At 66.8% G+C, this 13076-nt stretch carries 9 protein-coding genes; 4 read left to right on the top strand and 5 right to left on the bottom strand.

The genetic code is table 11. The features are described from left to right. Nucleotides 1-176: 176 nt before the first annotated feature. The 3 genes from GJ654_RS14970 (at nt 177) to GJ654_RS14980 (ending at nt 3712) form a co-directional block, all read left to right on the top strand. Nucleotides 177-2210 (top strand): ATP-dependent helicase, encoded by a 2034-nt coding sequence (locus GJ654_RS14970; RefSeq protein ID WP_425540395.1) that lies wholly within the window; start codon nt 177-179, stop codon nt 2208-2210. Next, nucleotides 2207-3295 carry a DNA polymerase IV gene (dinB, locus tag GJ654_RS14975; protein WP_155446982.1) on the top strand — a complete coding sequence of 363 codons (1089 nt, stop codon included), beginning with the start codon at nt 2207-2209 and terminating at the stop codon, nt 3293-3295. The genes GJ654_RS14970 and dinB overlap by 4 nt, the downstream gene beginning before the upstream one ends. A gap of 126 nt (nt 3296-3421) precedes the next feature. Continuing rightward, nucleotides 3422-3712: a transcriptional regulator gene (locus tag GJ654_RS14980; protein WP_264586191.1), complete on the top strand. Its 291-nt coding sequence runs from the start codon at nt 3422-3424 to the stop codon at nt 3710-3712. 104 nt (nt 3713-3816) lie between these two features. Here GJ654_RS14980 and cysG read toward each other — a convergent pair whose 3' ends face one another. Beyond that, nucleotides 3817-5223, bottom strand: a complete 1407-nt coding sequence (cysG, locus tag GJ654_RS14985; protein WP_155446983.1) for a siroheme synthase CysG — start codon at nt 5221-5223, stop codon at nt 3817-3819. Nucleotide 5224: 1 nt separating this feature from the next. Next, nucleotides 5225-6217, bottom strand: a complete 993-nt coding sequence (locus tag GJ654_RS14990) for a glycosyl transferase family protein (protein WP_155446984.1) — start codon at nt 6215-6217, stop codon at nt 5225-5227. 227 nt (nt 6218-6444) lie between these two features. Here GJ654_RS14990 and GJ654_RS14995 point away from each other — a divergent pair, with 227 nt between their 5' ends. After that, complete coding sequence (locus GJ654_RS14995; RefSeq protein ID WP_155446985.1) at nt 6445-7386, top strand: PfkB family carbohydrate kinase; 942 nt, start codon at nt 6445-6447, stop codon at nt 7384-7386. Here GJ654_RS14995 and GJ654_RS15000 read toward each other — a convergent pair. The 3 genes from GJ654_RS15000 to GJ654_RS15010 form a co-directional block, all read right to left on the bottom strand. Beyond that, nucleotides 7358-8125: a GntR family transcriptional regulator gene (locus GJ654_RS15000; protein ID WP_155447033.1), complete on the bottom strand. Its 768-nt coding sequence runs from the start codon at nt 8123-8125 to the stop codon at nt 7358-7360. The genes GJ654_RS14995 and GJ654_RS15000 overlap by 29 nt on opposite strands. A gap of 140 nt (nt 8126-8265) precedes the next feature. Beyond that, nucleotides 8266-10599 (bottom strand): glycosyltransferase, encoded by a 2334-nt coding sequence (locus tag GJ654_RS15005; protein ID WP_155446986.1) that lies wholly within the window; start codon nt 10597-10599, stop codon nt 8266-8268. Continuing rightward, a complete protein-coding gene (locus GJ654_RS15010; RefSeq protein ID WP_155446987.1) occupies nt 10596-13067 on the bottom strand; it encodes a glycosyltransferase family 2 protein in 2472 nt (823 codons plus the stop codon). Before GJ654_RS15010 ends, GJ654_RS15005 begins: the two co-directional genes overlap by 4 nt. Between the last annotated feature and the right edge of the window lie 9 nt (nt 13068-13076).

A 13076-nucleotide genomic window follows, 5' to 3' on the forward strand; every position in this document is an offset into this window, starting at 1 on the left:
CCGTTGCAAATTTTTCGTTCGAATTGGCGCCTGGGGCTGAGCTATATATGGCGGTGCGCTCGCGTTTGCGCCAACAGAAAAGATTCGGTTTTTTGATCGGAAATTCCGATTAATCGCCCGTTTGGCGCGCCCGCGCGTTCGTTTTATGTTCAGGCGTGCAGACCAGCGATTCGCTTATCGGGGAGGGATACCTCGCCAAACTCAACGACGCCCAGCGCCGGGCCGCCGTCTTTCCGGGCGCGGAGCGGGCGCTGCTGGTGATCGCCGGGGCGGGCTCGGGCAAGACCAACACGCTCGCCCACCGGGTCGCCCATCTGATCGTCACCGGCGCCGATCCGCGCCGCATCCTGCTCATGACCTTTTCGCGCCGCGCCGCCAGCGAAATGGTGTCGCGCGTGCGGCGCATCTGCAAGGAAGCGCTCGGCCAACGCGCCGACGTGCTGGCCGACGCCCTCACCTGGGCCGGCACGTTTCACAGCATTGGCGCGCGTCTGCTGCGCGAGCAGGCGCTGAACATCGGGCTCGATCCCGATTTCACCATCCACGACCGCGAGGATTCGGCCGATCTCCTGAATCTCGCGCGGCACGATCTCGGCCTGTCCAAGACCGAAAAACGCTTTCCCGCAAAGGGGACGTGTCTGGCGATCTATTCGCGCGCGGTGAATTCCGAAGCGCCGTTGGAAGAGGTTTTGGGAAAACAGTTTCCGTGGTGCGCGGGCTGGGCGGATGAGCTTCGAAAAGTGTTTGGGGCTTATGTCGAGGCCAAGCAGGCGCAAAACGTGCTCGATTACGACGACCTGCTGCTCTACTGGGCGCAGATGATGCAGGAGCCGGCGCTCGCGGAAGAGTTTTCCGCGCGGTTCGACCATGTGCTGGTGGACGAATACCAGGACACCAATCGCTTGCAGGCCAGCATTTTGTTTGGCCTCAAGCCGGACGGGCGCGGCCTGACGGCGGTGGGCGACGACGCGCAGTCCATCTATGCGTTCCGCGCCGCCGAGGTGCGCAACATTCTGGATTTTCCGCAAAAGTTTGCGCCGCCCGCCGAGGTGGTGACGCTGGAGCGCAATTATCGCTCGACGCAAGCCATTCTGGAGGCCGCTAACGGCGTCATCGCGCTGGCTAAGGAGCGGTTCACCAAGAACCTGTGGACCGAGCGGCAAACCGCCGAGCGCCCCGCGCTGGTGATCGTGCGCGACGAAACCGATCAGGCCAACTTCGTCGCCGAAAAAGTTCTGGAGGCGCGCGAAACCGGGATGCGGCTGAAGGACCAGGCGGTGCTGTTTCGCGCCGCCCATCATTCCGGGCCGCTGGAAATCGAACTGACCCGCCGCAACATTCCCTTCGTCAAATTCGGCGGCCTCAAATTTTTGGACAGCGCCCATGTGAAGGACATTCTGGCCTTCCTGCGCTTTTCGCAAAACCCGCGCGACCGCATGTCCGGCTTCCGCCTGCTGCAACTTTTGCCCGGCGTCGGGCCGGCGGCGGCGCGGAAAATTTTGGACAAGATCGCGCCCGAGGCGGCGCCGCTGCAGATGCTGGCGTCGCTGCCGGCGCCGGCGAAAGCCGGCGAGCACTGGGGCGCGCTGGTGGAGGTTTTGCGCGCGCCTTCGTCCTGGCCCGGCGATCTCGCGCGGGCAAAAAACTGGTACGAGCCGCATCTCGACCGGCTGCACGAGGATTCCGTCACGCGGAAGATCGATCTCGCGCAATTGGAGGTCATCGCCCAAAACTATCCGTCGCGCGAAAAATTTTTGACCGAACTCACGCTCGATCCGCCCGACGCCACCAGCGCCGAAGCCGGGCCGCCATTGCGCGACGAGGATTACCTCATTCTCTCCACCATCCATTCCGCCAAGGGGCAGGAGTGGAAAAGCGTTTTTGTTCTCAACGTCGTGGACGGCTGCATCCCCTCCGACCTCGCCACCGGGACCAGCGCCGAGATCGAGGAGGAGCGCCGGTTGCTCTATGTCGCCATGACCCGCGCCAAGGACCATTTGCGCTTGGTCACGCCGCAACGCTTTTTTACCCACGGCCAGCACGCGCGGGGCGACCGCCACGTCTATGCCGCGCGCAGCCGCTTCATTCCGACCGAAATTCTGGGACATTTCGACACGATCGGCTGGCCGGCGGTCCGCGCGGACGAAAAAGGGCCGGATTCGAAAACCCGCGTCAACCTGAGCGCGCGCATGCGCGGCATGTGGAAATGACCGCGCCGGAGCGGGTCAGGAAGATTATTCACATCGACATGGACGCGTTCTTCGCGTCGGTGGAGCAGCGCGACAATCCGGTTTTCCGCGGCAAGCCGTTGGCCGTGGGCTATGGCCGCGCGCGCGGCGTCGTTGCGGCGGCGAGCTATGAGGCGCGCGCCTTTGGCGTCCATTCCGCCATGCCCTCGGTGACGGCGCAGCGCAAATGCCCGGAGCTGATTTTCACCCCGCCGCGCTTCGACGTGTACCGCGCGGTGTCGCTGCAGATTCGCAACATATTCGCCCGCCACACGCCGCTGATCGAGCCGTTGTCGCTGGACGAAGCCTATCTCGACCTCACCGATTTTCTCCAGGACGGCGAGACGGCGACGCAGGCGGCGGAAACCATTCGCGCGGCCATTTTTGCCGAGACCGGGCTCACCGCTTCGGCGGGCGTGTCCTACAACAAGTTCCTGGCGAAGATGGCGTCGGACCAGCGCAAGCCCAATGGCCTGTTCGTCATCACCCCGAAACAGGGGCCGGCGTTCGTCGCGGCTCTGCCGGTGCGCAAATTCCATGGCGTCGGCCCGGCGACCGCCGACAGGATGAAAAAACTCGGCATCGAGACCGGCGAGGATTTGCGCGCCCGCGACCCGAAATTTTTGACCCGTCACTTCGGCAAGGCCGGCGCCTTTTACGCGGCCATTGCGCGCGGCGAGGATCATCGCCCGGTCAAACCCAACCGCGAGCGAAAAAGCATCGGAGCCGAAAGCACGTTTCTCCAGGACATATTCACGCCCGAAGCCATGCGGGAAAAAATCGCGCCGATCGTGACAAAGGTGTTTTCCGCCTGCGAGCGGCTGCGCATGTTCGGCCGCACGGTCACGGTCAAAGTCAAATATTCCGATTTCCAGCAACTCACCCGCGCGCACACGGAAAGCGCGCCCGTTGGTTCTTGCGACGATTTGTCACGTCGGGCGCTCGACCTGCTAAGACCTTTGTTCCCGTCGGCCAAAGGGGTGCGGTTGCTCGGGGTCACCGTCTCTGGGTTCGAGGGAACGCGGGCGGAAGACGATCAACTCGGGTTTTCGTTTCGTCGCGACTAAGTGCCGAGGCATGCGTTGACGCAAAGTCACTGTTACCGTTTTTCGTCTTGAACTGTGAATTTAGATCGCCGAAACAGTGTCTAAGCGCACCTTGAGGCGCGGCGGCAAGGAACAAGGCGTCATGCCGTGACAAGAAGCAAGCACCAGGACCCCGTTCTCGTCGAGTCGTTGCTGCGCAAAGGCCTGGAGACCATGCTGTCCGGCGATGTCGAGGCTGGCAAGTCGATCCTGCGCGATTATATCAAGGCCACGGTCGGCTTCGAGAAATTGGGCGAAGCGACCGCCACCCCGCCCAAGAGTCTCATCCGCATGTTCGGCCCGAGCGGAAATCCCCAGGCGCGAAATCTTTTCGGCGTTATCGGCTACCTGCAAAAGCGGGCTGGCCTGGAGCTCCAGGTCACCCCGCAAAGGCGATAATTTAGAGCGTTTTCGAGCGAAGTGGATGCCGGTTCGCGTGAAGAAAACGCGTAGAAACAAAAAACCAGAGCTCGTTCGGTGAACGGGAGTTCACCGAACGAGCTCTAGTTCACCGGACTGGGCGCGTACCAGTTCAATTTTTCGCGCAGCTTCACCACATCGCCGATGATGATGATCGTCGGCCCTTTCAGGCCCGCCGCCTTGGCCTTGTCGCCGAGGTCGGCGATCGTGCCGGTGACGGTGACCTGATTTGACCGCGTGCCATTTTCGATGATGGCGGCGGGCAGGGCCGGATCGGCGCCGCGTTTCAAGAACTCGCCCATCAGGAAATCGAGGTGGGCGAGGCCCATGTAGACCGCCACGGTCTGGTTCGGCCGCAGCAGCGTCGACCAGTCGAGATCGATCGGCCCCTCGCGGCCGTGGCCGGTGACGAACACGCAGGATTGCGCGTAATCGCGATGGGTGAGCGGAATTCCGGCGTAGGACGAGCACCCGGCGGCGGCGGTGACGCCGGGCACGACCTGGAAGGGAATGCTGTGCCCGGCGAGCGTGTCGATTTCCTCGCCGCCGCGCCCGAAAATGAAGGGGTCGCCGCCCTTGAGCCGCAGCACGCGCTTGCCCTGCTTCGCGAGCTTCACCATGAGTTCGCCGATTTCCTCCTGCGGCAGCGCATGGTTGGAGCGTTTTTTGCCCACATAGATGCGTTCGGCGTCGCGACGCACGCGCTCCAGAATGGTGGGTTCGACCAGCCGGTCGTAGAGCACCACGTCCGCCTTCTGCATCAGCCGGAAGGCGCGGAAGGTGAGCAGGTCCGGATCGCCCGGGCCGGCGCCGACCAGATAGACCTCGCCCCTGACCTCGGCGTCCGGGGAGGAGCCGTCGGGCCGGGTGCGCCAGATCTCATGGTCGAGCACCGCGCGCGCGCCGTTCTCGTCGCCCGCCAGCGCCATTTCGACAGCCGGGCCCTCGTAAAAACGCTCCCAGAAGCGCAGCCGCGCCGAATGGCTTGACAGTTTTTGGGCGAGGGCCGCGCGGCCTTCGCCGGCGAGCGCGGCGAGCCGCCCATAGGACGCCGGGATCAGCGTTTCCAGCCGCGCCTTCAGCATGCGCCCGAGCAGCGGCGCCTCGCCCCCCGTCGAGATGGCGACGATCAGCGGCGAACGGTCGAGCACGGAGGGATTGATGAAATCGCTCAATTCGGGATGATCGGCGACATTGACCAGCGCCCCCGCCGCTTTCGCGCGCGCGACCAGGGCCTCGTCGGGCGCGTCGTCGCCATCGGGCGCGAAATAGCACAGCGCGCAGTGTTCGAAAGCGTCGTTCGCCGCGAGGTCGCCGCGCAGGCAGCGGTTGGCGAGGCCCAAAAACTCCTCGTGAGGTTTTTTGGCGAACAGAACGACTTTGGCGCCGCTGGAGAGCAGCGTGGCGGCGCGCCGCGCCGCGATGGGGCCATCGCCGACGACAGCGACGCGCCGGCCCTGAAGGGAGAGGAAGAGAGGTTGCCGGTCCATATTACTGCTTGATCCACATGTCGCGGTCGCGGGCGTTCCAAAGCCCGGTCGCCAGCGCCTGAGCCGAATCCTGGTCCGGCGCCGCGCCGCTGGTTTTCAGCGCCAGCGCCATCGTGCCGGTGATCGCGGCTTCGGCGTAGGAATTGTCTTCGCCGCGCCAAACCGCGACAAGTTTTTTCGGGTCCATGTCGTCGTCGGGCAATTGCCTAGGCTCCTCCATGAGCGGCGCCCAGCGCTCCTCGAAGGGGACGCCGTCGCGCAGCCCCAGGGTTTCGCACGGTTTTCCCGGGCGGCGCTCGATTTCGCCGCCCTCGCCGCGAAACACGATCATGTTGCGCTCGCCCAGAATTTTGGCCGCGCCGCTGTGGGTCGCCATGTAATTCGGATGAAAAATGCCTTGCAGCAGGCAGGGGGCGCCGAACGGGTTGATCATGCGCGCGATGGTGTGGACCGGCGAGCGCAGGCCCAGGATCGGTTTGAAGCCCATCATTTTCGCCAGCGGCGGACTGATCGCGACGAGATCGAGATAGGCGAAATTGTGCTTTGTCAGCTGGGCGCTCGCCTCGACCAGGTTTTTCGAGCGCGCGACGCCCAGGGCGCTCAAAACCTCGCCGGTGTAGAGGCGGCCCGGCGTGTGGCCGTCGAACCCATGCATGAACACTTTTCGGCCCGACTGCGCCAGGGCGAAGGCGGCGAGCAGGAACCAGGGCAATTGCCGTTTCTTGCCCGCATAGGAGGAGAAATCGATGTCGGCGCCCTGCCGGGAGGGCAGGGTTTTGCGCACGGCGCGGACAAAGCCGGCGATTTCCTCGGGGCTCTCCTCTTTCACGCGCAACAGCATGAGAAAGGCGCCGAGCTGTTCGGGAAGGACCTCGCCGGCGAGGATCAGGTCCATGGCCTCTTCGGCTTCTTCGACCGTGAGGGGTCGGGTGAGATTGCGGCCGCGGCCGAGGATGGCGATGAAGCGGGCGAAGGGGTGGGGCGTGTGTGACATGGGGCTTCCAGAATTTCGCGCCTTCATATCACGACTTTCGCGCCATGACGAAATTTTGGCGCCTTGTCCTTGGGCGCCCCGGAACGCCCCTTCCCCCGTCACGGGTGACCGCTTTTGCGGGCCCTTGTCGTCCTGACCGGCGCCATGCTCGGCGACGCGACGCGCCCCGAGCGGGTTGACTTTGCCGGGTCCTTTGGAATGCTGCGCGCAACCGAGAGAGTCTTTTCATGCGCGCTTTCGTTGTCGGCGCTTACGTCAGCGCCAATTTCCTGTTCGTCCCCTCCTTGCCGCGCGAGGCGCAGACCGCGGCGGCGACCGGCTATTTTCATGACCACGGCGGCAAGGGGCTGAATCTCGGCATCGGCCTGCACCGTCTCGGCGTCGCCACCGACCTGCTGCTTTCGGTCGGCGACGATGCGCGCGGGCGGGAAATCACCCAATTGCTGCGCGAGATGGGCCTATCGACGGACCATGTCCACACGGCGGAGGTCGGCTCGGGTTTCGGCATCGGCCTGATCGCGCCGGACGGCGCAAACCTGCTCGCCGCCTATATGGGCGCGAACGCCCTGCTCGGTGAAACGCACGTCGAGCAGGCGCGTAAAACCATCGAAGCCGCGCATTTTTGCCTCGCCCAGTTCGAGTCGCCGGAGCCGGCCATTCTCGCCGCCTTCCGCATCGCCAAGGCGGCGGGCCGCGTCACCTATCTCAATCCCTCGCCGTGGAGCCAGCCGAGCGACGAGCTTTTGGGGCTGACCGACATTATGGTGGTCAACGAACCCGAGGCCATGGATTTTCTCGGCGTCGCCACGGCCGGCGCGCCGGCGCAGGATTTTGCGCGCGATCTGCCCGATTTTTCGAAACGGCGGGGCTGGCGCGGCGAACTTTTGGTGGTCACCCTCGCCGAGCGCGGCGCCGTGGCGCTCAAGGGCGGCGCCTGCACGGTCGCCCCGGCCTTCCCCATCGATCAGATCGACGCCACCGGGGCGGGCGACGGTTTTGGCTGCGGACTGGTCTCAGCTCTGGCCGCTGGCGAAAGCCTCGACGCCGCCCTTCGAAAAGCCTCGGCCTGCGGCGCGCTCGTCGCCTCGCGAAAAGGCGTGTTCGATGTGCTGCCGCATACGGGCGAGCTGGAAAAATTTCTCAGTTCCCGCCCGATGGCTCCAGGTTGAGACGATAGGTGTAGGCGTCGCCGCGAAAAGTCCCTTCGACATATTCGACGAGCTGGCCGGTGAGCGCGCGGCTCTTGCGCTTGATCAGCAGGCAGGGTTGCGGGCTGTCGAAGCCGAAGGCGGCGTTTTCCTCGTCGCTGCTCAGCACCGCCTCGATGCTCTGCTCCGCCGCGCCCAGCCTGATGCCGCAGCTGTTGGAGAGATAGGCATAGGCCGACCCCTCGACGTTCCATTCGGCCATTTCCGGCGCGAGCGCCAGGTCGAACCAGGCGATCTCGCGCGACAACGGCGTCCCGTCGCCCAGGCGCAGACGCACCAGCCTCAAAAAATGCGCGGTCGAGGGGCGGTTGAACACCGAGGCGACGACGCGGTCGCGAACAATGTCGCGCGCCAGCAGCCGCGTCGAGGGCTCCATGCCCAGTTCGCGCATCTCGTCGGTAAAACCCTTGAGCGGTCCCATGCGCGGCGACAGGCGCTGCGGCGCCTTGGCCACCGCGCCGTTGCGGCGGCTGGTGCTGAGCAGATCGTCTTTTCGAAGCTCCTCGTAGAAGCGGCGCACGGTGGTGCGGCTCAGGTCGAGTTTTTCGGCCAGCAGGCGTTCCGCCGGCAGGCTCTGCCCCTCGCCGATCTCGCCGGTTTCAAGCATCTTGTTGAAGGCGCGGGCCATCTGCTTGTAAACCGGCTCGGCCAGGCCGCGATCCGGGGCGAGGGATTCGATCAGTCGTTCGCTGGAGAGCATGATCTGCAAAGGTCTTCCATTCGAGTCTGGCCGGGAGCGCCCCGATGATGGCGCCATAATGGCCGTTTCCCGGCTGAATAGAAGATGAATAGCGTCAACTGCACGGCAATTGCGGCGAATACTCAAGCATATTCAGCGTGTTAGAAGCCGAGGGGGACGGCGCGCCGGCTGGGGAAGCCGGGCTGGCGCGGGGCGGAAGCACGCGGCGGCCACGCCAGCGCGCTCCACGGAATGGGATCGAGCGACAGCAGCGGGCTATAGCCGGGATCCGCGACCAGCGCCTCGCCCCAGGCGGCGCGCAGGTTGCGCAACTCGCGCTGCATCCGCTTCGCCTTGTCCGGCGCCTCGTCCCGCCCGCGCGACGCGGACTCGCGGTGCAGCAGGCGCGCGTGCGGCGTCTGCACCACCCGCAGCCCCTGCGCGCGCAATTTCAGGCAATAATCGACATCGTTGAAATTGACCGGAAAGTTCAGCGCGTCAAACCCGCCGGCGGCGTCGAACAGCCGTTTTTCCGTCAGCAGGCAGGCCGCGGTCGCCGCGCTGCATTCGTGGGCGGCGAGCAGCAGATCAGCATAGCCGGGATCCCCGTCGATGCGGTCGTTGAAGGCGTGCGCCGCCGCCAGACGCGGTCCAAGCGTGACGCCGCCGTGCTGCACCACCCCGCTCGGCCACAGCAGATGCGCGCCGACCGCGCCGACATCGGGCTCGATCATGCGGCCGAGCATTTCCTCCAGCCAGCCCTTGTGCAACGCCTCGATGTCGTTGTTGAGCAGCAGCAGGTATTGGCCGGTGGCCACGGCGGCGCCGGCGTTGATGATGCGGGAGAAATTGAAGGCGCCGCCGACGCGGAAGACGCGCAGGCCCCGCGCCGAAAGCTCCTCGAAATAGGTCAAGGTTTCGGGCGCGCTCGACTCGTTGTCGAGCACGATGATTTCGTGGGCGCCGAGGTCGGCCGTGGCGAACAGCGAGTCGATGCAGGGTTTCAGCAGATCGACGCGGTCGCGGGTGGGAATGAGGATCGACACCTTTCCGGACGCCGGCAGGCGCGTCAGCCGCAGGCGGGGGAAGGCAAAGCCGGCGGCGGCGTCGATGCGCGCCGGCGCGTGGCGGGCGTCGAAATGGCTCTTCACCGCCCGCATCAGCGCCGGCGTCAGGGCGCGGGCGTCGAAGCGGGGCAGGCGCGCGAGAAAACCGGGGACATGGACCGGCATGGCGTCGAGGGGCGCGGACTGGCGCGGACCGCGCGTGCGGCGCCGGTCGAAGGCGAAGGTGCAGATGCGAAACAGCGAGTCCGCCCCCGCCTGCAAGGCGGCGCGCAAAAAATCGCGGCGGGCGGCGAAGAACAGCGCGCCCGCGCCCTGTTCGAGCAGCCGTTCATAGTCGAAGGCGCCGTGCGCCACCGCCCATTCCGAGCCATCGGCGCCCGTCAGGCTGAAATCCGCATAGGCCCAGGGGGCTGAAGGGAATTTGTCCAGCGCCTCGGCCAGCAGGCTGAGCGCGCCGGGTTCAAAAACGGTTCCGCCGAGGGCGAAGACGATGGCGTCGCAGGCGCTGGCGTCCTGGTCGAGGAACTGGGTGAGGCTGGCGATGTCGAAGCGGGCGGCTTCGCGCGTGTCCAGCACGGCGGCGAGCCAGTCGCAGCCTTGCTGCGCCTCCAGCGTCGCCAGGCTGTCCTGCGCGTCGGTCTCGCCGATCAGGACCACCGCGACCGGGGCCTCCCTGGCGGGGCGCGGCGGCGGCGCGAACCGCTCTTTCCACGCGCCGATCGCGGAGAAGGGCAGGGCCTGCGGCATGACCTCGTCGAAAAATTCGGCGCGCAGGCGCTGCGACTCCAGGTCGGCGCCGTCGCGGATGAAGCGGGCGAGGCCATCGGCGAAGGCGACGAAGAACACCGGGCTGCCCAAAAGCTCCTGGCCGCTGTCGTCGATCACCTGCGCCTGATGGGCGCGGCCGTCGGCGAATGTTTCCGGCAGGAACAGGTCGAAGGCGCGACGCGGACGCGGCGCGGCGCCGTCGTCGAGATGCGCCCAGCTTCCGGCGCGCGCCTGCGCGACCACCTTGCCGTCCACCAAGGCGCGGACAAAGCCGTCGCTGACGCCTTCGGCCAGCCAGCCATTGAGGCGAAGTCCGCCGAGCCAGCGCGCCTCGCCGCGGGGCCCAGGTTTGTCGGCGGCGGCGAGCGGCGCGTCCAGGCGGGCCAGCGCGACGTCGGTGTTGGCGAGCCGCAACTCCAGGTTCTTCGCTTGCGCCAGCGCGCCCGGCGGCGGCGTGAACACAAACCCGTGGCAACCATCGCCCTGGCCGTCGCGCGCGAGGTCGGGATCAAAAAATTCCGCGCGGGCGAGACCCGCCGGGCGCCCGTCCAGCAGCAATTCCACCACCAGCCGCCGAAACGGGTTTTCGCGGTCGAAGGCGTGGCCGGCGACCTGCGGACCGGACAGGAAAAGAGTCGCCGTGATGGTGTGTTCGCTCATGCGCCTTGGTCTCTCGGGGCGTCGCTCAAGTCAAATGCGCGGCGGGCCGCCAGCCAGTCCACGATGATCTCGGCCGTCTTGCGGTCGCACAGGCGCGGATCGAGCGCCAGCTCCCCGGCGCCGAACGGCAGCGCGCCCGAGGACCAGTCGAATCCGGCGCGCGGCAGGCCGCAGACCGCCGCCAGCGCATCGAGCCGTCCGCAATACGCGCGCGAGCCGGACATGAGTTCGGTGAGGCCGAAAGCCTGGACCAGAGGGGCGAGGTCCTCGCCCTCCACGGAGCCGGAAACCACCACATTCCCCGGCGCCATCACGGCGAAATCGTCGAGGCAGGCGCCAAGCACGACGATTTCGGCGGGATCGCCGCGCCGGCGCAACGCACGGGCCAGCGCGACGACGAGCGCGTCGGCCTCGGCGCTGGGCTGCGGCGACAGCACGCCGAGCACGCGCCCGCCGGGAGCGGCTGAAATGGCGTGCGAAAAATCCGGCGGCGGCAGGAGGCGCGCCTGCGGAAACAGACGTTCCGCCACATGGGCGCTCATGCGGTCGAGCGGTCGCAACGCCGCGCTGATGTTGGCGGCGAACCGCCAGGCCCGCAGCCGCGCCGCCATCGCCTCGGAGGCGGTGAAGGCGCTGGCGCAGGACGGGCATGGTCTTGGGCCCTCCGGCTGCGCGCAGGTTTCAGGCCGGGGCGGCGGGGAAAAAAGTTCGATTCCCGCGATCGCCAGTTCGACGTCGCCCAGCGCGGGGAGCATTTCGACCAGGGTTTTTGGCAGCGTGGTGGAAAAGAACAGGGTGACTCCCGACAGGCGCAGTCGAAAAAACCATTTGCCCAGCGCATCGAATCCCAAGGGCGCGCTCAGGTCGAACTCCAGCGACTGCGGCGCGCAGCCTTCCGGCGCCCGCAGCCGCGCCTTTTGTTCGATGGGGTCGTAGAGGCAGAGCAGGGGCGCGGGCGCCTCGCCGTCGGTTTCCAATGCGCGCGCAAGACCCTGCGCCTCCAGCGCGCTGGCGCCCAGCGCCGCGACGATGAGACGGAACGGCCGGCGCGGCGGGTCCAGTCTTTCGATCGCGGCCCGCGCCGGGCGCAGCGGATCGGCGCGCAAGAAGGCGGCGCATTCCGCCTCGTGATGCGGAAAACGGTCTTCGAGCAGGTTCATGTTGCGCATCACCAGCCCGCGCTTTTCGGCGCCGAACGACAGCGAACCGGCATGGCCGACATAAACGCCCGCGGCGCAGACGGTTCGAAAACCGCGTTCGCGGGCTTTCAGGCAGAATTCCACGTCCTCGTAATAGCCGCGACCATAAATTTCCGGCAGCGGTCCCGTCGCGTCGAGACAGGCGCGGGTGATGTAAAGACAGAAGCCGATGCCGTTGGGCAGGTCGATCAGCAGGTCGCCGTTCGCCCGCTGCGCCAGGGCGTCGAGACGCGCGATCTCGTCCTCGTCCGGCAGCGGGCTGGCGGCGTTGGCGACGGGAAAGCTGCAGGTCTCGCCATTGTTGGACAGCGGCGTCAACGCGCCGACGTCGGGCGCCGCGCGCGCCAGCTCCGCCAGGCGCGCGAAAACGCCGCGCGGCGGCAGGGCGTCGGCGTTGAGCAAGATCACGTCGCCGCCCAGGCACAGTTTGAGCGCGCGATTGACGGAGGCGGCGAAGCCGAGGTTTTTCGGGTTGCGGATCAGCTCCAGCCGTCCCGAGGCCGCGATCACGTCGAGCCAGCCGCGCAGCGCCGCATTCGGGCTGGCGTCGTCGATGACGACGAGCCGCATGTCGTCGTCAAGTTGCGCCATCGCCGCGTTCAGGCAAGCGCGGGTCGCCGCCAGATCCTCGTAGACGGGAACGACGATCCACAGTTTCGCTGTCTGGGGCGCGCGCGGGAGCGGCGGCGGCTCAGGCGGCGGCGACCAGGAGGCGATCTCACGGTCGCCGTTCATCAGGCGGACGCCGCGCAGGCCGGCGGGGTCGAGCGTCAGGTTCGCCGCGTCGAGGCCCTCCTGGCGCAAGACATGCTGCGGGTCCGCCGCCAGGAGGCGCGAAACGGTTTTTTCGCGCAGCTCGACGACATCGGGGGGATGGCCCGCGCGAAAAACCGCCCAGCCCGCCAGACGCGCGCCGACCGGGCGCAGCAGCAACAAGGCCTCCACGCCGCCCGCGAACATTTCCGCGACCGCGCGTCGCAACAGGTCGGGGTCGGCGGCGGGATCGTCGATCAGCGCGCGCGCCGCCGCCTGCTTCTCCAGCCGGCCGCCCCATTGCAGCACGAATCGCAGCACGGTGCGCTGGGTCGGGTCGAGGTCGAGGGCGCGGGCGAGATCGGCGGCGGCGCGGTCATCGAGGCCGGCGCCGCGCGCCGCTTCGGAGCGCAGCAGGAAATCCAGCGCGGTCGCCCGGGTGACGCGGCACAGGCGGTCGGCGAAGCGGAAGGCGCCGACGTGGTCGCCTCGCCGCAGATGCTCGGCCGCCCGCATGGCCAGGGC

It is taken from the genome of Rhodoblastus acidophilus (assembly GCF_009720655.1).
GTDB classification, from domain to species: Bacteria; Pseudomonadota; Alphaproteobacteria; order Rhizobiales; family Beijerinckiaceae; genus Rhodoblastus; species Rhodoblastus acidophilus_A.

What these genes read in the sequence shown, in the direction of transcription:
- cysG (WP_155446983.1), bottom strand. Translation starts at nt 5,223, where the DNA reads ATGGACCGGCAACCTCTCTTCCTCTCCCTTCAGGGCCGGCGCGTCGCT.
- GJ654_RS14995 (WP_155446985.1), top strand. Translation starts at nt 6,445, where the DNA reads ATGCGCGCTTTCGTTGTCGGCGCTTACGTCAGCGCCAATTTCCTGTTC.
- GJ654_RS15005 (WP_155446986.1), bottom strand. Translation starts at nt 10,599, where the DNA reads ATGAGCGAACACACCATCACGGCGACTCTTTTCCTGTCCGGTCCGCAG.
- dinB (WP_155446982.1), top strand. Translation starts at nt 2,207, where the DNA reads ATGACCGCGCCGGAGCGGGTCAGGAAGATTATTCACATCGACATGGAC.
- GJ654_RS15000 (WP_155447033.1), bottom strand. Translation starts at nt 8,125, where the DNA reads ATGCTCTCCAGCGAACGACTGATCGAATCCCTCGCCCCGGATCGCGGC.
- GJ654_RS14990 (WP_155446984.1), bottom strand. Translation starts at nt 6,217, where the DNA reads ATGTCACACACGCCCCACCCCTTCGCCCGCTTCATCGCCATCCTCGGC.
- GJ654_RS15010 (WP_155446987.1), bottom strand. Translation starts at nt 13,067, where the DNA reads ATGCGGGCGGCCGAGCATCTGCGGCGAGGCGACCACGTCGGCGCCTTC.